General features: G+C 33.6%; 15 protein-coding genes. 10 read left to right on the top strand and 5 right to left on the bottom strand.

All coding sequences use genetic code 11. The features are described from left to right. Positions 1-76: 76 nt before the first annotated feature. Positions 77-862, top strand: coding sequence for a hypothetical protein (locus IUY40_RS10930; RefSeq protein WP_195736904.1), 786 nt, complete (start codon positions 77-79; stop codon positions 860-862). Positions 863-998: 136 nt separating this feature from the next. On the opposite strand, the gene IUY40_RS10925 is transcribed toward IUY40_RS10930, so the two are convergent. The 5 genes from IUY40_RS10925 to IUY40_RS10905 form a co-directional block, all read right to left on the bottom strand. Beyond that, positions 999-2,552, bottom strand: a complete 1,554-nt coding sequence (locus tag IUY40_RS10925) for an aldehyde dehydrogenase family protein (protein WP_195736903.1) — start codon at positions 2,550-2,552, stop codon at positions 999-1,001. 85 nt (positions 2,553-2,637) lie between these two features. After that, positions 2,638-3,531, bottom strand: a complete 894-nt coding sequence (locus IUY40_RS10920; RefSeq protein ID WP_195736902.1) for a CorA family divalent cation transporter — start codon at positions 3,529-3,531, stop codon at positions 2,638-2,640. 103 nt (positions 3,532-3,634) lie between these two features. Continuing rightward, entirely contained in the window at positions 3,635-4,561 is a 927-nt protein-coding gene (locus IUY40_RS10915; RefSeq protein WP_195736901.1) for a magnesium transporter CorA family protein, read from the bottom strand. A gap of 142 nt (positions 4,562-4,703) precedes the next feature. Further along, entirely contained in the window at positions 4,704-5,243 is a 540-nt protein-coding gene (locus IUY40_RS10910) for a 3-hydroxyanthranilate 3,4-dioxygenase (protein WP_195736900.1), read from the bottom strand. Between the two features lie 59 nt (positions 5,244-5,302). Next, positions 5,303-6,373 carry an endonuclease/exonuclease/phosphatase family protein gene (locus IUY40_RS10905; protein WP_195736899.1) on the bottom strand — a complete coding sequence of 357 codons (1,071 nt, stop codon included), beginning with the start codon at positions 6,371-6,373 and terminating at the stop codon, positions 5,303-5,305. 167 nt (positions 6,374-6,540) lie between these two features. Here IUY40_RS10905 and IUY40_RS10900 point away from each other — a divergent pair, with 167 nt between their 5' ends. The 9 genes from IUY40_RS10900 to IUY40_RS10860 all read left to right on the top strand — a co-directional run bounded on the left by IUY40_RS10900 (position 6,541) and on the right by IUY40_RS10860 (position 21,957). Next, positions 6,541-7,557 (top strand): hypothetical protein, encoded by a 1,017-nt coding sequence (locus IUY40_RS10900; protein ID WP_195736898.1) that lies wholly within the window; start codon positions 6,541-6,543, stop codon positions 7,555-7,557. Positions 7,558-7,672: 115 nt separating this feature from the next. Continuing rightward, complete coding sequence (locus IUY40_RS10895) at positions 7,673-8,572, top strand: LD-carboxypeptidase (RefSeq protein ID WP_229335515.1); 900 nt, start codon at positions 7,673-7,675, stop codon at positions 8,570-8,572. Between the two features lie 116 nt (positions 8,573-8,688). Further along, complete coding sequence (locus tag IUY40_RS10890; RefSeq protein WP_195736896.1) at positions 8,689-9,048, top strand: YraN family protein; 360 nt, start codon at positions 8,689-8,691, stop codon at positions 9,046-9,048. Positions 9,049-9,160: 112 nt separating this feature from the next. Next, entirely contained in the window at positions 9,161-9,817 is a 657-nt protein-coding gene (locus IUY40_RS10885) for an aspartate kinase (RefSeq protein WP_035618292.1), read from the top strand. Positions 9,818-10,584: 767 nt separating this feature from the next. After that, on the top strand, positions 10,585-13,722 hold the full coding sequence (locus IUY40_RS10880) for a TonB-dependent receptor (RefSeq protein WP_195736895.1): 3,138 nt from the start codon (positions 10,585-10,587) through the stop codon (positions 13,720-13,722). A gap of 23 nt (positions 13,723-13,745) precedes the next feature. Continuing rightward, positions 13,746-15,245, top strand: a complete 1,500-nt coding sequence (locus IUY40_RS10875; RefSeq protein ID WP_195736894.1) for a RagB/SusD family nutrient uptake outer membrane protein — start codon at positions 13,746-13,748, stop codon at positions 15,243-15,245. 150 nt (positions 15,246-15,395) lie between these two features. Beyond that, positions 15,396-17,402, top strand: coding sequence for a trehalase family glycosidase (locus IUY40_RS10870; RefSeq protein WP_195736893.1), 2,007 nt, complete (start codon positions 15,396-15,398; stop codon positions 17,400-17,402). Between the two features lie 42 nt (positions 17,403-17,444). Beyond that, positions 17,445-19,580 carry a beta-galactosidase gene (locus IUY40_RS10865; protein WP_195736892.1) on the top strand — a complete coding sequence of 712 codons (2,136 nt, stop codon included), beginning with the start codon at positions 17,445-17,447 and terminating at the stop codon, positions 19,578-19,580. Between the two features lie 70 nt (positions 19,581-19,650). Then, positions 19,651-21,957 carry an aminotransferase class III-fold pyridoxal phosphate-dependent enzyme gene (locus tag IUY40_RS10860; protein ID WP_195736891.1) on the top strand — a complete coding sequence of 769 codons (2,307 nt, stop codon included), beginning with the start codon at positions 19,651-19,653 and terminating at the stop codon, positions 21,955-21,957. The last annotated feature ends 2 nt before the right edge of the window (positions 21,958-21,959 follow it).

Raw genomic sequence — 21,959 nt, 5'->3', positions numbered from 1 at the left:
GGCCTTTTTTTTACAAACTCACTAGATATCAATTATTTATTAAATACATTTGTAATAAATTATTTACACTTAAATTATGAAAAAATCCATCAAAAATATTCTTTACTCTTCATCAATACTATTTTTAGTACTTACAGCTACATCATGTAAAGAGACTAAAAAGGAAACAGAAAAAGTACAGCATAATACTTTCGAAGGTAGCTGGATTGCAAAAGACTTTATCGATAATATAATTATTGATAAAGGAATCAAAACGATTCAAAATGGAGTTACAGAAATAATAGTGCCCGAAAACTTGAAAGACAGTATTACTTTTATAAATGAAGATTTGGAAAAAAACACCTATTTAGCTTCATTTAAAAACGATACTTTGGTCAGCCATTTGTATGAAACCAAAACACAAAAAGCAGTAATCCAAGACGGAAATTTAATCCTACTGCCACTCGATAAACGTTATCATTCACAAGAATATGTCAAAGTAGATAGTTCATTGGTCAAAAAAGCGAAAGAAACAAACGTAACTGTACTTCGCTTTTTAATAAACAAAGCGCTTTCTGATAACTTTTATTCAACCAAATCTTCAAAAACTAAAATTACGTTTACTGAAGATGGAAAAGTAGATGGTCTTGCAAATTTTAAAAGCTATTATATTAGCATAAATGGAGATTCAGCAAATACTCGAGGTATAACAGCAATCAGTTTCACTACAGTGGAAGGATCTACTCAAAAACTAGGGATTGAATTCCAACAAGATAAAGTAGAATTATTTGATCTAGTACTTCTAACAAGTTCAGATGAGAAACCATCCTACAGAAAAGGCAAATTAGTATATTCATTGAGAATCATAAAACCAAAAAAGTAAACATTCACAAAACAGAATATAGTATTTACTTATACACGCTCAAAAGAGACTGTCTAAAAAACTTCACCTTTAAAATGGAAATGCCCCAAAAAGTTAAACACTATTTGGGGCATTTTTCATATCAATGATTATAATCTTACAAATCAAATTTTATTCCTTGTGCCAATGGCAAACTTGTAGTGTAATTAATTGTGTTTGTCTGGCGACGCATGTATATTTTCCAAGCATCAGAACCTGATTCACGACCTCCTCCAGTTTCTTTTTCACCACCAAAGGCTCCACCTATTTCTGCACCCGAAGTTCCTATGTTTACATTTGCAATTCCGCAATCAGATCCTACAACAGATAAGAAATACTCTGCTTCACGCAAATTATTTGTCATAATTGCCGAAGATAAACCTTGAGCAACTCCATTCTGAATATCAACAGCATTTTCAACAGTTCCACTATATTTTAGCAAATATAAAACTGGAGCAAATGTTTCGTGTTGTACAATTTCAAATGAATTTTCCGCTTCAGCAATAGCTGGTTTTACATAACAACCACTTTCATAACCTTCGCCAGAAAGTACTCCTCCTTCTACAAGGATTTTTCCGCCTTCGGCAACCACTTTTGTTAAAGCATTAGCATACATTTCTACAGCATGTGTATCGATAAGTGGCCCAACGTGGTTGTTTTCGTCTAAAGGATTTCCGATACGTAATTGTTTGTAAGCAGAAACTATCGCATCTTTTACTTTATCATAAATACTTTCGTGAATAATTAAACGACGTGTCGATGTACAACGTTGTCCTGCTGTTCCTACTGCTCCAAAAACAGCACCAATTACAGTCATTTTTATATCTGCATCTGGAGTAACAATAATTGCGTTGTTTCCTCCTAACTCTAATAATGATTTACCTAAACGTCCTGCAACGGTTTGCGCAACGATTTTACCCATACGAGTAGAACCTGTAGCTGATACTAAAGGAATACGTTTATCTGCAGTCATTAACTCTCCTACTTTATAATCGCCATTAATCAAGCAAGAAATTCCTTCTGGAAGATTGTTTTCTTTAATTACCTGTGCAATTATATTTTGACAAGCGATACCACAAAGAGGTGTTTTCTCTGATGGTTTCCAAACACAAACGTCTCCACAAATCCACGCCAAAGCAGTATTCCAAGACCAAACTGCCACTGGGAAATTAAATGCCGAAATAATTCCGACAATTCCCATTGGGTGGTACTGCTCATACATACGGTGTCCTGGACGTTCTGAATGCATCGTTAAGCCATGAAGCTGGCGTGATAATCCTACTGCAAAATCGCAAATATCAATCATCTCTTGAACTTCTCCGTATCCTTCTTGTAATGATTTCCCCATTTCGTAAGAAACCAATTTACCTAAAGCTTCTTTATTCTGACGTAATTTTTCTCCAAACTGACGCACAATTTCTCCACGCTGAGGCGCTGGCATGAGTCTGAATACTTTAAATGCTTCAGTAGCGGTTTGCATTACTTTTTCGTAATCTGCAGCTGTTGATGTTTTTACCGATGCTATTAATTTTCCGTCTACTGGGGAAAAGCTTTCAAGAATATCACCCGAAGAAAAGTTATTTATTCCGGTTGATGTTCCTTCGTTTATGGCTTTTATACCCAATTGCGCCAATGCGTCTTTCATTCCGAATTGCTCTGCTATTGTTGTCATTGTAACTTTTTTGTTAAAAATTGTTATATTTATTTATGTAAATATATTTGAATTAATTTATCTATTAAAATTTAATTGTTTTAGACTAGATAATGTTTTTCTTTTTAAACCAAATATAAATAAAAACACACATAACAAACATAAAAAGAATTGCATACAAATACCCATATTTCCATTCTAATTCTGGCATAAATTTAAAATTCATTCCATAAACCCCAACCAAAAAGGTAAGAGGTAAAAAAAAAGCAGAGAAAACTGTTAATAATTTAACGACATCATTATTTTTTTGAGCCGTCACAGATAAGAATGTGTTCATTAAGTTAATTGCATCCTCCATAGCCTCTTCATAAGCTAGTATAAGCTTAACAAGATTATCTTTTACATCTTCAAGTGCTGAAGAATTTTCTTCGGGAACATGGACTTTATTAATTACATTTTGCGTAAGTATTAATAATTTCTTGGTAATTCTAGTCTCAGCCTTCTGGAAATACAAATCTTCTAAAGAAATTTTGTTTTGTTGCTTTAAGAAAATAGTTTTCTCAACTTCATCTATCTGATCTGTTTGCCATTGCGAAGGAGCGCTATAGGTTAGAACAATTTCTTTAAAAATACGTATTAGCAATTCATAAACAGAAGTACACTTTAAGTCAGATTTAAAAATATTCTCCAAAAAAGGAAAAGGAGTCCTATGAATAGTTATTAGTTGTTTTTCATTATAAAAAAAAGCTACTTTATTTGACAATTCTTCTACACTAGAATTATTATCATATTCATTTGCAGTATAAGCCCTTAGAATGATAAAATTAAAATTCTTAATCTTTTCTACTTTAGGTAAATGTCCGTGCTCAACCGAATCCTTGACTGGAAAAAACTCCAAGTCAAACTTTTTGGCAATATCTTCTAGTTGTGCTTCACTAGGTCCTTTTATATCGAGCCAATCAAACGATTCAAATGATTTTTCGGAGATATTTTCAGCCATTATACTATTTAGTATTTAATTAAGATTGATTCAAAACCATATAAAGTTAACGATTAAGAATTTGAAGTCTCCAAGATGATCTTTATTCCTCTTAAAAACTAAACTAAAACATGTTCTTTTTCTTGAATAAGAAAACGCCACATATTGATATTAATAATGAGATTAGTAAAATAACAACGAAACCGTAACTATTTTCCTGAAGATTATTAGGAACATTCATTCCATATAAACTCGCTACCAATGTTGGAATCATCAAAATTATAGAAATAGAAGTTAATCTTTTCATGATAACATTCAAGTTATTAGAGATTACCGATGCATAGGCATCCATCATTCCTGTTAAGATATTGCTATAAATATTTGTAGTTTCTTCGGCTTGTCTCAGCTCAATTTCAACATCTTCGAGCAAAACAGGATCAAAATCTTCCTTATGGTTTTTCAGATTTTTAATTCTGTGAAATAACATATCGTTACCTTTCAATGAAGTGATAAAAAACACCAAACATTTCTCTATTTGAAGTAATGCTTGTAATTCTTCATTTTTAATTGACTTTTCGAGATTATCTTCTGCCAATCGAATTCGCTGATTTATTTGCTTTAAATATTTTAAGAACCAAATACTAGAAGACAAAAGTAACTTTAAAACTAAATCAAAATGATTTTTTACATCCGATTTCTTTCGTTGGGTATATAAAACAAAATCTGATAAAATTTCTGCTTGATGAAAACTAAGCGATACAAAAACATCATCTTTAAACATTAAACCTAATGGAGCTGTATTAAATGGCAATTTTGCATCATTGCTTTTAAAAGGAATTCGCAATATAATAAGAAACCAACCATTTTCAATTTCGATACGTGGTCGCTCGTCAATATCTTCAATATCGTTATAAAAAGCTTCAGGTATTTGTAATTCTTGGAGTAAAAATTTAGTTTCTTCCTGGGTTGGACAAACTACATTAATCCATTTGTTGTTTTCTCGGTTTTCTGTTTGGAATAATCCATTATTGTTTTTGTAAAAGGTAATCATAATGCAAAACGTTATTTTAGGAATAGCGCATGCATAATGCAATAACTACTCCTGTTTATCTTTCTTCTTCCTCGAATAATAATCGTCCATGTGGATAATTTATTTTTTGCAAAAGTATGCCTTTTATATAAAAAACTGAAAATTATTTTTTTGCAACAAATTTTGGATCAGATTCCATCACTGAACCGCATTTAGTACAAGTTCTCAAATCCTTAGAATTATAGAAATGTTCAAAGTGTGGTAAGAAATCTTTCTCGATATTATGAAGTTCAAAAAACACTTCGTACAATTTATGATTGCAATTATCACAATGCCAAAGCAATCCATCTTTATGCCCCTTTCCTACTCGTTTTCTTTCGATTACTAAACCTATAGAACCTTCTGAACGTACTGGACAATGTGGCATGCGAGCAGGGTGAAGATACATATCTCCCGCATGCAAATCCATTTCCTTACGCTCTCCGTCTTCTTGAATAATTATTTTTATGCTTCCCTCGAGTTGGTAAAAAAGTTCTTCGGTTTCATTATAATGATAATCCTTTCGGGCATTAGGTCCCGCGACAACCATTACAATATAATCATTAGATTCAACATATAAATTTTTGTTACCTACTGGGGGTTTAAGTAAGTGACGATTTTCATCAATCCATTTAGTAAGATTGAATGGTTTTGCTATAGCCATAATTATGAGATGCTAAGTTTTGAGGTGCTAAGTTAATAAAAAAGTTCTCAGTGTTGGTATTACATTTTTTCTTTAATAAGGTAAATATAAACTGGGAAATGATCACTAAAGCCTACTTCGGTTGTGGCATGTCGTAATGGATATCCTCTGTATTTTCCTGAATTTTGTATTAAATACGATTTATTAAAAATTCCAGATTTCCAGAATTGAAAAGATTTAAAATCTGATTTAATCAAAGATTCTGTTACCAAGATTTGGTCAAAAACATCCCATGAATCTCGATAAGCAATAGTTCCCATTCCTTTCTTTGCCATATCTTCAAAGGGATTGTAAACTCCAAACTCTGGTACATCGGCTTTATTGGCTTTCGCGCCAAGCGCAACTTTTACACTTTTATTATAAGGCCCATCATTGAAATCACCCATTGTAATAACTTTAGCGTTAGGATTTATTTGTTGTAAGGAATCGATTATTTTCAGGTTTAGTGCACCTGCAGCTTCACGATATGGACTTGATTTTTGCTCACCACCAGAACGCGACGGCCAGTGATTTACAATTATATTAATTTCTTCTCCATCTAGAAATCCCGTTACAAGTAATTGATCTCGAGTAAACACCCGCTTCTTCTTATCATTAATTGTATCAGTAGTACTCACTATTGGCTTTTTATAAATAATAAGCGGAATATTTGAATATGTAACTGGTTTAAAATATTTCTTCTGATATAACAAAGCGACATCTATACCCCGATGATCGGGCGAATCAAAATGAATAATTCCAAATTCTTTATCTATTAATTTGGGTTGTTTTATTAAATCCTCCAAAACTCCTCTATTTTCAATTTCGGCACATCCAATAAATGTTGGCGGATTAGGATTTTCGGGCATTCCTATTTCAGACATTACTCTGGCGAGGTTGTCTAATTTTTCAAAATACCTCTGAGATGTCCAATGTCTAGAACCTTTTGGTGTCCATTCATCATCACGAATAGTTGGATTGTTTATAGTATCAAAAAGATTTTCGACATTATAAAAAGCAACAGTATGAATAGCATACTTTTTTGTTTGTGCTTGTAACTGTAAGAACAATAAATCTAAAAAAATTAAAACTGAAAAAATAATTGTTCTCATTGTCATTCTTTTTTATAAATACTATTTTTGGAGAAATTTCTTTCAAATATAAAAATAATTCGTTTAAATAAGAAGTTTCAAAATACTTTACATAATGGTTATCTTTGTTTTTAGACAACTTTCTTTAGATTCTAAAAAAGGTCTTACATTGCTAATATTAACATAAAATGAAATATTTAACTACCACTTTACTCCTCTTTATATTTAGCATTACTTTTGCCCAAACCACTTTTAAAGTAGATAATTTCTCCAAAGCTTATTATGGGAAAATTTTCATAGAACACACTTCACAAGTATTCTCAAAAGGCTGGGTTAGTATTTATGATAAAAAAACCAACAAACAAATCATAAAAGTTGAATCTGAAGGATTAGCTTTGAACTTACATAACGAAAAAGCTTTAGCAAACATAAAAGAACTACCTTATGGTGAACAAAGTTTAATTATGTATGAAGATTATAATTTTGATGGAATCAAGGATTTTGCTATCTATGATAGACAAAATAGTCACTACCACTGGCCATCTTTTCAAATATATTTAGCCACCAAAACTGGTTTTAAATTAAGCCCAGATTTTACAACACTAACTCAGGACTATTGCGGCATGTTTTACGCAGATTCTAAAGAAAAGAAATTAAGTACAATGGCTAAAAGTGGCTGCTGCTTACATCAATATTCTGAATTTATAGTCGAAAACAACAAACCGAAAGTAATTAAAATAATTGAGGATGACCAAATGAATTTTCCTTATAATAAACATAGCGAACAAAATTGGGATGGCAAGAAAATGGTAGTAAAAACAAAAAGAACGATTGCTCTTGATGAAAATGGTATAAAAAAGATACTATCTTTTAATGTAGCTAAAAATCAAAAACAAGTTGTTTTATTTAACATCAACGACCGAACACTTAACTATGCTTTAATTAATAAAAATGATGAAGTGGAGTTTTCTTATCCTATAAATACGGTTTATCAGAACCCTGATTTTAATTTTGACAGAAAAAACAATACAGTTACATTTAAGAATAAAGATGTTATTTATACCATATACGATAGCAATAATACTATTGGAATCACGATAACAATTAATGGGAAAACATACAATTGGACTGGAAATAAAACCACCAAAAAAGGGGAACTAACCGATATAACTACAACACCATTAGATAATGTCGTTGTAAACTAAAAACAGAAAGATGAATACCAATCAATTCCAATACTTAAAGAAACATTTTACGTTTTGTAAATTCACATTTCTTATTTTTGCTTTACAATCATTCACCTGTCAATCTCAACAAAACATGATAACACCTCCTTATTTACAAAAAGGCGATACTGTAGCTTTGGTAGCAACAGCAAGAAAAAACATCGATGATAATTTAAAACCTACAATTGACCTACTTAAAAGTTGGGGAATAGAAACCGTAATAGGAAGCACAATAGGATTAGATACCAATCAGTTAGCTGGAACTGACGAACAACGTGCCATTGATTTTCAACATCAAATGGACAATCCAAACATAAAAGCGATTTGGTGCGTGCGCGGTGGGTACGGTACAGTTCGAATGATTGACTTACTTGATTTTACAAAATTTAAACAACATCCTAAATGGGTCATTGGCTTTAGCGACGTAACAGTCTTACACAATCATCTTAACACAATGGGTTACAAATCAATCCATGGTATAATGCCAGTAAGTATACCTCGTGCCACGCCTGATGCAATTGCTACTATGAAAATGGCTTTGTTTGGCAACCCAATTTCCTATACCGTTTCGCCAGATCCTATGAACCGTTTTGGTAAAGCAACTGGTGAACTAGTTGGAGGTAATTTATCTATATTATATAGTTTATTAGGATCTAAATCGGCTATTGACTGCAGAGACAAAATACTTTTTATAGAAGATTTAGATGAATATCTATATCACATAGATCGTATGATGATGAACTTAAAACGTAACGGCTGTATCGAAAACCTAAAAGGAATAGTAATTGGGGCAATGACCAAAATGAAAGATAATGATATTCCATGGGGGAAAGATGCATTAGAAATTATTGATGATGTTACCAAAAAATACAATATCCCAGTAATTTTTAATTTTCCTGCAGGACATATCCAAGATAATAGAGCATTGGTAATGGGAAGCACTGTTACAATCGAAGTTAATGCTTCTGGAAGTACGCTTGTTTTTAATAAATAACATAAACTATTCTCCTTTTTGAATTGGCTCCAGCTAAAGCTGGAGCCAATTCAAACGTATCTATATCCATTATAAGAAATAAATACCATTCCAGAAATACAACTAAACAAATCAAAATGGCTGACCACAACGAACTAGGAAAAAAAGGAGAAGAGCTTGCTGTGGAATACCTTAAGCAAAACGGCTATAAAATTCTTGATAGAAATTGGACTTTTCAAAAAGCTGAAATTGACATTATTGCCACCAAAGATGACATCTTGGCTATTGTAGAAGTAAAAACGAGATCAAGTCTTGATTTTGGCTTACCACAAGATTTCGTGAATCCAAAAAAAATTCAACTACTTGTAAAAGCTGTAAATGCCTATATAAACGATAGGGAAATAGATTTTGAAACGCGTTTTGATATCGTTGCAATTCACAAAAAAAAGGAACATTTTGTTATAGAGCATCTTATAGACGCTTTTTATCACTTTTAACATAATTTCTATTGTTATATTTGTAACAAATTGTTTTTTAATTTATATTTGGAAAAAATATAACACAATTAACTAAACCAACCACACTAAGTTAATACAAAACCAAAAAATTATGAAAACTGTTTCCTCTATCGTAGAAAATTACATCAAAACGAAGCCTTTTTTATTAAATGCATTATCACTCGGCATTATTAATTTAACCTCATTATCAAGAAACATAATGACTGAATTAGAAAGTGAGTTTGGTAAAGAAGTAAAACAAGGTGCTGTAGTAATGTCGTTAAAACGACTAACGGAAGAATTAGACTTTAAATTAAATCATAAGATAAACAAAGTAATCAAGAATATTGGTGAGATCACAGTTCGATCTGAGCTTACGGATTACACTTTTGCAGCATCAGAAACTGTTTTAAACAAACAAGCTGATTTAATTTCTGATATTAATACATTATCAGATATATTCTATACCTCATCTCGTGGAGTAAACGAAACTAACATTGTCGTTAGCAGCAGTATAAACCAACTAGTTGAAAAACACTTTGCTCGCGAAAAACTAATTCAGAAATTGAGCAATTTAGCTTCAATTACTGTAAAACTACCAAAAGAAAACATCGTAGTTCCAGGAATATATTATTTCATTTTTCAACGTTTAGCTTGGGAAGGAATCATCATTAATGAAGTAATCTCTACTTCAAATGAATTTACAATTTTGGTAAGTGAAGATCAGGTAGATATCGCTTTTAAAGTTATCAAAGATTTAAAAAACTAGATTTCTTACAAAATAGCTCTCAATCCCTTTTCAATTTAAAAAATTGAAAAGGGATTTTTTTGTGCATTCCACTCAATACTTGCAATATATAAAATCGATTACCGAAAATTATTTTAAACATTACCAACAAAAAAACAAATCGATTTGTACTGGTAGGGTTATTTTCAAATCAACTTCAATAGAATATCTAGTTCTCCCAATACAAGTTTTACTATTAAAAAGAGAATAGATTTCGGCTCCTAATTATACTAAAAATCATACTTAAAATTTCATTACGAGTACAGAATAATTAAAAATAAAACAGTAATTAAAAATAAAAAATACAATTAAGAGATTACTTTAAAATATTTATACTCATCTATTTCACTTATTATTACAATGAAAAAACTTATATTTCTTCCTCTTTGAGTCAAATTTCACTCTACGGATCCTTCCTCTTTATAAATTTATGAACATTTAAAATCATCCTAATTTTTAGATTTTCTAACCTCAACAATCAACTAATTTTATCACTTGATGAAATGACACACTTGACACATTTGTTTTAAGCATCGAAAACAAACTGGTAGGTACTGGTGTATTTTGTATATGCAATCCTCTAAATTTGAATTTCATTATTCTTATAAAATTATATCCAAAAAAATAGATATCATTTTTTTAGAAGTAAAACTCGTTCATAATGACAAAAAATTAATAACCGCCGCAAATAAAACCCTTCAAATAGAATAAAAAACTTAACCAAAACCAGAAACCAAAAACTAACACCAATGAAACATTTAAAAAACTTACTTAGGAAGCCTTTTCTAATGCCGATCATTCTCCTTTTTTGGCTACCTAATACCCTGCTCGCGCAGGAAAGTCAGGCAAAAAAAACTATCTCTGGAAAAGTTACAGATGATAAGAACAACACCTTACCAGGTGTTAGTATATCTATAAAAGGTACTAAATACAACGCTGCTACCGATTTTGATGGATCTTACACGTTAACGTATGCGGCTAGTGACAGTAATCAAACTATAGTTTTTTCATACGTAGGTTTTATAGAAAAAACAGAAGCCCTTGATAATCGCAGTATTATTAATATATCAATGCAGGAAGAAACCAATAAGCTTAATGAGGTTATCGTAATAGGATACGGCTCACAAAAGAAAAGTAACGTTACCGGAGCCATCTCTTCTGTTAGGAAGGAAAGCATCGAAACACGAGCTACAACAAATCCAGCTGAAGCCCTACAAGGTCTGGTTGCTGGGGTAAATGTGCAAAAAGCAGGTGGCGTTGCGGGATCAGCTGTAAGTGTTAAAATACGTGGGGTTAGTACCTTCGGAAAAACGGAACCTCTTTATATTATTGATGGGTTTCAAGGAGACATCAACACAGTTAATCCAACAAATATAGAATCTATAGAAGTTCTTAAAGATGGTGCTGCTGCTGCAATTTACGGATCTGTTGCTGCTAATGGAGTAATTATTGTAACAACCAAAAATGGTCAGAAAGAAGGAATAAAAGTTGACTTTAGCTCATTCTTAGCTTATAAAAACACAGCAAAAACGCTAGATTTATTAGATGCTGACGGCTATCGTACAGTACATAAAAGAATGTATGATGAGTATAATAAATATGCTACTTCTCCTAAAGCACTTCCGGCTTATATCACCGCACCATCAACTACAAATACCAATTGGCAGGACGAAGTTTTCCGTTCTGGACTTACCCAAAATTATGGTTTAGGCGTACAAGGAAGACAAGGTGATCTTAAATTTGCATTATATGGTAACTATGTAAAAGAAAAAGGAATTGTGATTGACAATACTTTTGGTCAACAAACTGCAAGTGCAAGAGTTAGTTTCAAAAAATCAATATTTGATGTAGATGGAAAAATGGCATACATAGGAACGCAAAATGCGCTACCTAATTTTCAACTTAGAGAAGTATATGCTATATCACCTTTGGTACCTGTTTTTGACGCAAACGAACCTTATGGCTATGGCTTAACAAACAAAAATGGTTTACCTACTAATACTAACCCTGTTGCTGAAGAGCATTTTAAAAACAGCATGATTAAAGGTCAGGATATAACTGCAAATATTGCTATAACTGCAAACATTAGCTCTTGGTTAAAATACAAAATAGCCTATTCTTATCGTGCAAAAAATGAGCAACAAACAGCGCATTTCCCACCTTATATTGCTAATCCAAAAGAAGTACACTTGTACCCGTTACAAACCGAATTAAGGTCATATTGGGATGAGCAAATATTAGATAACATTATAACAATTGACAAAACTTTTGGCAAACATACCTTTGGCTTGATGCTTGGAAATACTATAAATGGAGTATCGTCAAATTGGAATCAAGTAAGTGTAGAAGGAAAAACAACTGACTATTCTGTAGAAAACGGACAATTAGTTTCAATTGACCGTCCATCTGGATTTTTAGATCCAAATTTTGAAACTATTGGCGCAGGTAAAGGAGGAACATACTCAGCTGATGGCTCTAAATTTCAATACAATCGTGTCTCGTTTTTTAGCCGACTAAATTATTCTTTCAACGATCGCTACTTACTTCAAATGACGATTAGAAAAGATGGTTCATCTAAATTTGGAGAAGACAGCCGCTGGGGAACTTTTCCATCTATTGCATTAGGATGGAAAATAGAACAAGAAGACTTTTTTCCAAAAGACTTTATCATATCAACTTTAAAATTACGTGCTAGCTGGGGACAATTAGGTAACGAAGCTGCCTTAGGCTATTACGCTGCAAATACCTTAATTAATACAGGAAACGGTTTAGGCTCAGGCTCTGTGCAAGGAAACGGAAGTAATCCTTGGCCTGGAAGTATTGCGACCACATTAGAAAACAGAAACTTACAATGGGAAACAACCGATTCTAAAAATATCGGTATTGATTTTACTCTTAAAAATGGAAAAATCAGCGGTTCTATGAATTACTATCATAATGTAACAGATAATTTATTAATTACAAAAAAACTAGCCCCATCTGCTGGAATCGATGACCCGATTCTGAACGTAGGTAAAATTAGCAATAGTGGATTTGAACTCGAAGTTAATTACCGTGATCAGGTTAATGAATTTAAATACAATATAGGTTTCAATATGTCTACTCTTAAAAACAAGGTAATTTCACTTGCAAACGAAGGACAGACAATTTATGGTGAAGGATTAAAATATGGAGACGAGCACTTCCCTACACAAGCGCGCGTAGGAAATCCGATTAGTGGTTTTTATTTATACAAAACAGATGGTATATTCCAATCAGTTGAGGAAGTAAATTCGCATAGCAAAAATGGTGTTTTATTACAACCAAACGCCCAACCTGGGGATATCCGATTTAAAGATTTGAATGGAGATGGTGTTATAGATGAAAATGATAAAGCATATTCAGGAACTGGATTACCAAAACTGGAAGCTAACCTTAGTTTAGGAGCAAGTTACAAAGGCTTCGATTTTACAGCATTAATAGGAAGCGGCTGGGGTAACAAATTATACAACGGAAATAGATATTTCTATGAATCTATGAATTCAGGAACCAACATGTTAGCTTCAACACTTAATTCATGGACACCAGAAAACCATAGTAACATTCCACGTGCCGTTTTACAAGATCCCAATGGGAACAGCCGTGAATCAGATCGTTTTCTTGAAAGTGGCGATTTTATAAGAATGCGTCAGTTACAAATTGGATATACAATCCCTAATAAAATGTTAGGTGGAGCAAAAATAGATAAACTGAGAATCTATGTAAGTGCTGAAAATTTATTCACAATCACAAACTACTCAGGTATAGATCCAGAATTCTCACGTTCTACAGTTTTGAATACAGGAATTGACCGTTTCGTCTATCCATTTACAAGAACGTTTGTAACAGGTGTTCAATACATATTTTAATTCTATTTCTAAAAGACACTATCATGAAAAAGATATTTTTTTTATTATCAATTATAGGGCTATTCACTACCACAAGTTGTAGTGATTATTTAGACCAACAATCACCCGATCAACTAACTTCTAATAATTTCTGGAGGAACAAAGCCGATGCCGAATCTGCTTTGGCGGCAACTTATTCACAACTCGAAGGTGCTGTTGATGAATGGGCTTTTGCCGAAGTAAAATGGCCTGTAGAAGCCTATCGTGAAGATATCTGCGAACTCGGAAGTGATGCTTTAAATTACCAGAGCTGGGTAGAACTTTCAACATTTACCTATACCAATGGCAATAGTCAGTTTACTAGATATTGGACACTAAACTACAGAGGAATTAGTAATGCGAATCAAGTTATTGATAAATTACCACAAGTTCCAACTGCAACATTAAATAACACAGACCGTAAACAAATAGAAGCCGAAGCTCGTTTTTTACGTGCCTACTATCACTTGAAATTACTTCTTAACTGGGAGAAAATTTACATAAGAAACAAGTATATAACGAAAGAAGGTGACCTTAATATTCCGTTGTCAACACGTGTTCAAGCATGGGATTTTATCACGAGTGAACTTAAAGCTGTAGCCGAAATATTACCTTCTAAACAAACACAGGACAAAACAGGTCGTGCTACCAGTGGAGCCGCTAATAGCTATCTAGGATTTGCTTATTTAACTAGAGCCTACGAAGAAACAGCTCAAAAACAAACATTCTTAAATGAGTCTCTTGCTGCATTAAACAAAGTACAAGGATATGATTTAGTTAAAGATTATGTGTCAATGTTTGATGGTACTACTAAAAATTCTAAAGAATCCATTTTCGAATTACAATTTTCAGAAACCACTGCCAATGGTGCATTCTACCGTAATGCACTCCACTATTGGATGGCAGCAGGAGAACTAGGGGGATGGGATGAAATTCTTCCGAGTACAATGCTTGTAAACGAATTTAAAAAAGAAGGAAAGATAGCGACTACAGGAAATTACGACACTCGCCTTTATAGTACCCTTTTCTTTAAAGATCCCTATTTTAACGATGTCGATAATCCGAGAGTATTAGGAACTACTTATGATGATAAATTTGGTGATACTGACAAACCCGTATTCCGTAAGTACATACCAAATACCCAAGAAAAAATGGATCAGGAATTTACAGCAATCAACATTCCGCTTATGCGTTATTCGAATGTATTGTTGATGCAAGCTGAGGTATTAAACGAGTTAGGTCGTACACCTGAAGCTATTCCATACATTAACAAAGTTCGTGATAGAGCCGATATGCCTGCAATGACGGGTACAACTGGTAGTGAAGTAAAAGCTCAAATCGAACACGAAAGAATACTAGAGTTTCCTCTAGAAAACTATCGCTTTTATGACTTACGTCGTTGGGGCAAAACAAAAGCAGCACTTGATGCTGTAGGCCGCACTGGTTTTGATGCATCAAAAAATAATTTTTATCCAATTCCATTAACAGAGTTACAAGCAAATTAATCCATTGAATTATTTTAATTTTTAAAAGAATAGCCCTATATTTCTTGGGCTATTCTTTTTATCTACTGATTTCGTATTTCTCTATTAATCACTATTTAAAAAAGGGAAATATATCTCAAAACCAAAACATTCAATAAAAAACGAAATAACATGGGCAAAAGGCAAACACTTTTTATTCTTTCATTCTTTTTTATATTACAATCCTGTTGGGCACAAAAAGACTTTCCGATTTTAGAATCTTCAAAAAACAGCATAAACTATAAAGGAAACCCTGCAAACGCTACCGATAGAAAATCATTAGTTTTCTCGGATAAAGGTGCTTGGTTCGGATTCGGATTTCTGGAACCATCCGAGGTTCAGGCAGGTTTTTCAGGTCCTTTTTTAATGACAGAACAAAACGGAGTTTGGTTAAGCCCTTCATTTGTTTCCTTACAACTTAACGACGAAAACAAACAAGAAGCTATTAACTGGAAAACAGCTTTAGTAAGTCAAAACAGCTACAATAGCCACTTAGAACAACAATTTAAAAACGAAAAATTAGATATAAAACAGCAACTTGTTTTTTTATCAGGACATTCAGCATTACAAAAAACAAGTATTACCAATAAATCAGGAAAAGCGATAACGCTTTACCCATCTTATGGTTCGACTCTATTTTTAGATGATTTACAGTTATCTAAAGAAGGAAAAACTTTAAAAATCGTTTCCACGAAAAGTACAGCCGTGGGTTACATTCAGTTTTTTAATACAACGCCCGAAATTGAAATTACCAAACAAGGATATAAAACTCAAACAGAAAAACTAACATTAAAACCAAACGAAACCAAAGAAATAGTTGTTTCACAATCTTTTATTTTCTCACAATACTCATGGAAAAATGAAAATGAAGTTATAGCAAAAACAACGTTTAACACACTACTTAAAAACGCACAAAAAGAAAAAGAAACTCAATTGGCACAATTAATAGCCAAGAAAAAAGCAATTTACAAAGACAATACTTATTCTGATTTAGTTGCCAAACTGGTACTTACATTGCAAAACAATACCCGAATTGCTGCCGAAGGCTTAAAACACGGTGGACTTTTCCCGAGTTACAATTACGAATGGTTTCATGGCTTTTGGGCATGGGACAGTTGGAAACATGCTGTTGCTGTTGCCAATTATGATTCTGAACTAGCAAAAGACCAAATGCGTGCCTTATTTGATTATCAGGAACCAAACGGATTTATTCCGGATTGTGTTTACAGAAATAATCTTATCGAAGAAAACAATTACCGAAACACAAAATCTCCACTTGCAGCATGGGCAATCTGGAAAATTTACGAGAAAACTAAAGATGCCAATTTTATAAAAGAGTTTTATCCAAAACTAAAATCATATCATAACTGGTGGTACAAAGAACGTGACCATGATCAAGATGGAATATGTGAATTTGGCTCAACAGACGGAACTTTGGTCGCCGCCAAATGGGAAAGCGGAATGGATAATGCGGTACGTTTTGACGATAGCAAAATCCTGAAAAATGGAGACAAAGCCTATTCATTAGACCAAGAAAGTGTTGACCTGAACTCCTTTTTATACGCCGAAAAAAACTATTTGAATAAAATGGCACAAGTTTTAAAATTGAATGATGAAGCTAAAAAATGGCAAGACGAAAGTGTAGCATTAAAAGCTAAAATTCAAACTCAATTTTGGGATCCGGTAACAGGTTGGTATTACGATACTACAATCGACGGAAAAACATTGATAAAAGCAATGGGTTGCGAAGGGTATTTGCCTATTTGGGCTGAGGTAGCTACTGCCGAACAAACCAAAGCAATGAAAGAAAATATGATGAATCCAACTATTTTCAACACATTTGTTCCTTTACCAACATTAGCAGCAAACCACCCAAAATTCAAACCAGAACGTGGCTATTGGAGAGGACCAATTTGGCTTGACCAAAGTTATTTTGGAATAAATGGATTAGAAAAATACGGCTATACAACCGAAGCAAACCAATTGGCACATAAACTCATTCATAACGCAGAAGGAGTTCTAGACAAAGGCACATCTATAAGAGAAAATTACCAACCGCTTACAGGAAAGGGAATGGAAGCTTTTAACTTTAGCTGGTCAGCCTCACATTATTTAATGCTACTTTTAGAAGATAAATAATTAAAAAATACCACAAATTCGATTAACCCAATACAACCAAGAATGTTCAAGCAAAATATACCATTAGTCAAAATTTTATTTACACTATTGCTTATCGCAAATTGTAATTCGAATCCTGTTTTTTCTCAAAGTAAAAAAACTGTTACTACAGAAAAGAAAGACCCACAACGCTTTTTTTCGAAACCAGATTTAATGCAAATTGGTGTTTACTATTATCCGGAACAATGGCCAAAAGAACAATGGGAACGTGATTTAAAAAACATAAAAAAACTAGGATTTGAGTTTACGCATTTTGCCGAATTTGCTTGGACTTATATGGAACCCGAAGAAGGGAAATATGATTTTAAATGGCTTGATGATGCACTTGCGATAGCCGAAAAAAATGGCTTAAAAGTTATACTTTGTACCCCAACCCCAACTCCACCAGCTTGGATGGGAGATAAATATCCTGAAATTTATCTCGTAGATGCAAGCGGACGTCGTAGAGAACACGGTAATAGAGCTAATGTATCTATAACAAATGAAAAATACAGAGAATTTACAGATCAAATAGTTACTGAACTTGGAAAAAGATATGGTAAAAACAAAAACATAATGGGGTGGCAAATCGACAACGAACCTTTAGGTACTGCCGATTTTAGTCCATCTGCTCGCAAAGCATTCCAAATTTGGCTTAAAGCCAAATACGGAACAATCGAAAAACTAAATACCGAATGGGTTGGAAATTTCTGGAGTACCCGTTATAATAACTTTGAGCAAATCGTTTTGCCTAATGCAGAGATCTATTTTGAAGACAAATTAAGTCCCCATACCATTTTAGATTTTAAACGATTTACCTCGGATGCACAAGGTGAATATTTAAATAGACAAGCCGAAATACTTCGAAAGTATGTTGACCCACAACAATGGATAACAACGAACTTTACCAATGTAATTTATGATGCCGATCCAAGAAGTGCCAATAAAATGGATTTCATTACGTATACCATGTACCCTGTAAGTGGACAGAATCCTTTAGGAGGAGATAGTTTTAGAATGGGACATCCTAACAAAATCTCTGAAGCCAACGATTACTATAGATCGATAAGCGGTGTTACTGGTATTATGGAATTACAACCTGGGCAAGTAAACTGGGCAGGGATTAACCCACAGCTACAACCTGGAACGGTTCATATGTGGATCTCACAAGCTTTTGGCGGTGGTTGTTCATTTACTTGTACGTATAGATACAGACACCCACTAGGAAGTAGTGAGATGTATCATGATGGAATCGTAGGAACCGATGGGGTAACACTTACAACAGGCGGAAAAGAATTTGTACAATCTATCGAGGATATGAAATTACTTCGTAAAGAATACAATCCTAAAGCGGTAATTCCTCAGGAAATTGCAAAAAGAAAAACAGGCTTTTTATGGAGTCATGAAAACCTTTGGGATTTAGAAAACCAAAAACAAACCGAATTCTGGAGTACCTGGAGACATAGAAACACGTACACAACTGCAATAAAATCGACTGGTGCTCCAGTAGATTTTATTACCGAAGATGCTGATTTCTCTGCTTATCCATTTATTGTTGCTCCTGCTTACCAACTTATAGATCAGAAATTGGTAGACAAATGGACTAAATATGTTGAAAACGGAGGGAACTTAATCCTTTCTTGCCGTACGGGTCAAAAGGATAGAAACGGACATTTCTTTGAAGCCAATTGGAGTGCGCCTATCGTACCATTAATTGGTGCCGATGTAGCGTTTTTTGACATGCTTGTTGCCAATGTAAACGGAACAATATCTGCTGGTAACAATACATATAAATGGAATACTTGGGCAGATGTCCTAAATCCTAAACAAGGAACAGAAGTTTTAGCAACGTATGCTGACCAATTCTACAAAGGTAAAGCGGCAGCTACTACAAGAAAACTAGGTAAAGGAACAGTTACTTATATTGGTGCAGAAAGTAAAGATGGAAGTCTGGAAAGACAAGTAGTTCGTACTATTTACGAACGTGCAAAAGTAGCTATTGAAGATTTACCAAAAGGTGTTTTTGTAGAATGGAGAGATGGTTTTTACGTAGGCGTAAATTATACAAACGAGCCTATAAACTTACCTATTCCGCAAGGAAGTAAAATTCTTGTTGGACAAAACCCTTTACAACCAGCACAAGCCATTATTTGGAAATAAAAAATAGTCAAAATTTAATTTCTGCAAAGCAAAAAAACCTGATAATAAAACAACTTAATAAACAATACCAATGATTTTTTCAGAAACAGACATTCAGCAATTAGCGATAGAACATTATGGATTATCCGCTACCGTAAAAGCATTAGACGGTTATGATGAATTGAATTTTATCTTAACGGATGAAAAAAATCAGAAGTACATCTTAAAACTATCTGATGAAAATCAGTCCTATCCGTTTCTGGATGCGCAGGTAAAAATCATTCAGCATTTAAGCAAAAGTCCATTAGCTGAAAGTTTTCAGCAGTTTTCTATCAATAAAAACGGAGAAGCTTTAACGCAAATAATCAGAGATAACAAAACGTATTACATCCGAATCCTTAGTTTTCTTGAAGGTACTTTTTGGTATGAACAATCCGAAAAATCGAATACTGCGCTTTATAACTTAGGCGCATTTATGGGAAATATGGATAAAGCACTTCAGGATTTTTCTCATCCGGCAATGCACCGTCATTATACTTGGGACATTAGCAGAGCAAGCGATGCTAATGAAAAACTTAAGTATATAACAAATCACGAACGTAGACGAATTGCGGGCTATTTCCTTTTGCAGTTTGATACCGAAGTACTTCCGCAAATACATTCATTACGACACGCCTACATTCATAATGATGCCAATGATTGTAATGTTATGGCACAAGAAGAAAAAACAACTGGCCTGATTGATTTTGGCGATATGGTTTATTCTGCCTTAATCAATAATCTTGCAATAGCCTGTACCTATGCAATCCTTGAAAGTGAAGATCCCTTAACAGCAGCTTCATTCATTGTAAAAGGATATCATGAAACATATCCGCTTACAACACAAGAATTGGATTTATTATATTATTTAATTGCTGGAAGACTCTGTATAAGCGTAACACAATCGGCTTATAACGCATCGCTAAATAGCGATAATGCCCATCATTTCATCACCGAGAAGCCAGCTTGGGAGTTATTATACAAACTCATCAAAATAAATCCTATAAAAGCTCAGGATACGTTTAGAAAAGCTTGCGGATTTGATGGCGTAATAAACAATTCGGATTATTCGGATTTATTACAAGCTCGTCAAAAAAATGTAGGTCGAAACCTGAGTATTGGTTACAACGAAAAACTAAAAATCGTAAAAGGAGCATTGCAATACTTATATGATGATAAAGGAAGAACCTTTGTAGATTGTGTAAACAATCCATCTCATGTTGGGCATTGCCATCCTGTAGTAGTAAAGAAAATGCAAAAACAAATTGCAACTTTAAACACTAATACAAGATATCTTAACGATACTATATTAGAATATGCCGAAAAAATTACGGCAACATTACCATCGTCATTAAGCGTTTGTTATTTCGTAAACTCTGGTAGTGAGGCTAATGACCTTGCTATACGAATGAGTCGACACTTTACTAAGCAAAAAGACATTATCGTATTGGATCATGCTTATCACGGAACCTCAACCGTAGCCATGGAAATGAGTCCTTATAAATTTGACAGCAAAGGAGGTTTTGGCCAGATGCCATGGATTCACAAAGCAATTAATCCCGATTTATATCGAGGTCCTTATAAATATGGCGATGCAAAAGCAGGCGAGAAATATGCTTCCGATGTGCAACGAATTATAGAGGATTTAAAGGAAGAAGACAAATCACCCGCAGTATTTATTTGTGAAACCCTATTAGGCGTTGGCGGTCAAATTCCGTTACCAGATAATTATCTAAAAACTGTATATGAATACGTAAGAGCTTCGGGAGGAGTTTGTATTGCCGATGAAGTTCAGGTAGGATTTGGAAGAGTAGGCGATAAATTCTGGGGATTCGAATTACAAGATGTCGTTCCCGATATTGTCGTATTAGGAAAACCTATCGGAAACGGTCATCCGCTTGCCGCTGTAATTGTGACAAATGAAATTGCCGATGCTTTTAACAACGGAATGGAATACTTCAATACTTTTGGAGGTAATCCAGTATCAATGTCAGCTGGACTAGCCGTTTTAGAAGTAATTCAAGATGAGGAAATGCAACAACATGCCTTAGAAGTAGGTAATTATCTAATGGATTTACTAAAAGAATTAATGGCTAAATTCCCAATCATTAGTGATGTTCGTGGACACGGTTTATTCATTGGTGCCGAAATGGTAAAAGACAGAACAACTATGGAACCTGCTATTCCAGAAATTGATATTATTGTCGAAAAAATGAAAGAAAAAGGATATTTGTTAAGTACCGATGGGCCTTTGCACAATGTCTTAAAGATAAAGCCACCAATGCCTTTCAACAAACAAAACGCAGATGAAATGGTACAATTTCTTGAAGAAAGTTTAAATGAGATTTACATTCAATAAAT

Origin of the sequence: Flavobacterium sp. ALJ2 (assembly GCF_015594725.1) — a bacterium.
Taxonomy (GTDB): domain Bacteria; phylum Bacteroidota; class Bacteroidia; order Flavobacteriales; family Flavobacteriaceae; genus Flavobacterium.
Note: the sequence above shows the minus strand (reverse complement) of the source record. Positions and strands in the feature narration are given on the sequence as shown.

What these genes read in the sequence shown, in the direction of transcription:
- IUY40_RS10865 (WP_195736892.1), top strand. Translation starts at nt 17,445, where the DNA reads ATGTTCAAGCAAAATATACCATTAGTCAAAATTTTATTTACACTATTG.
- IUY40_RS10905 (WP_195736899.1), bottom strand. Translation starts at nt 6,373, where the DNA reads ATGAGAACAATTATTTTTTCAGTTTTAATTTTTTTAGATTTATTGTTC.
- IUY40_RS10930 (WP_195736904.1), top strand. Translation starts at nt 77, where the DNA reads ATGAAAAAATCCATCAAAAATATTCTTTACTCTTCATCAATACTATTT.
- IUY40_RS10910 (WP_195736900.1), bottom strand. Translation starts at nt 5,243, where the DNA reads ATGGCTATAGCAAAACCATTCAATCTTACTAAATGGATTGATGAAAAT.
- IUY40_RS10920 (WP_195736902.1), bottom strand. Translation starts at nt 3,531, where the DNA reads ATGGCTGAAAATATCTCCGAAAAATCATTTGAATCGTTTGATTGGCTC.
- IUY40_RS10880 (WP_195736895.1), top strand. Translation starts at nt 10,585, where the DNA reads ATGAAACATTTAAAAAACTTACTTAGGAAGCCTTTTCTAATGCCGATC.
- IUY40_RS10860 (WP_195736891.1), top strand. Translation starts at nt 19,651, where the DNA reads ATGATTTTTTCAGAAACAGACATTCAGCAATTAGCGATAGAACATTAT.
- IUY40_RS10875 (WP_195736894.1), top strand. Translation starts at nt 13,746, where the DNA reads ATGAAAAAGATATTTTTTTTATTATCAATTATAGGGCTATTCACTACC.
- IUY40_RS10895 (WP_229335515.1), top strand. Translation starts at nt 7,673, where the DNA reads ATGATAACACCTCCTTATTTACAAAAAGGCGATACTGTAGCTTTGGTA.
- IUY40_RS10885 (WP_035618292.1), top strand. Translation starts at nt 9,161, where the DNA reads ATGAAAACTGTTTCCTCTATCGTAGAAAATTACATCAAAACGAAGCCT.
- IUY40_RS10915 (WP_195736901.1), bottom strand. Translation starts at nt 4,561, where the DNA reads ATGATTACCTTTTACAAAAACAATAATGGATTATTCCAAACAGAAAAC.
- IUY40_RS10890 (WP_195736896.1), top strand. Translation starts at nt 8,689, where the DNA reads ATGGCTGACCACAACGAACTAGGAAAAAAAGGAGAAGAGCTTGCTGTG.
- IUY40_RS10900 (WP_195736898.1), top strand. Translation starts at nt 6,541, where the DNA reads ATGAAATATTTAACTACCACTTTACTCCTCTTTATATTTAGCATTACT.
- IUY40_RS10925 (WP_195736903.1), bottom strand. Translation starts at nt 2,552, where the DNA reads ATGACAACAATAGCAGAGCAATTCGGAATGAAAGACGCATTGGCGCAA.
- IUY40_RS10870 (WP_195736893.1), top strand. Translation starts at nt 15,396, where the DNA reads ATGGGCAAAAGGCAAACACTTTTTATTCTTTCATTCTTTTTTATATTA.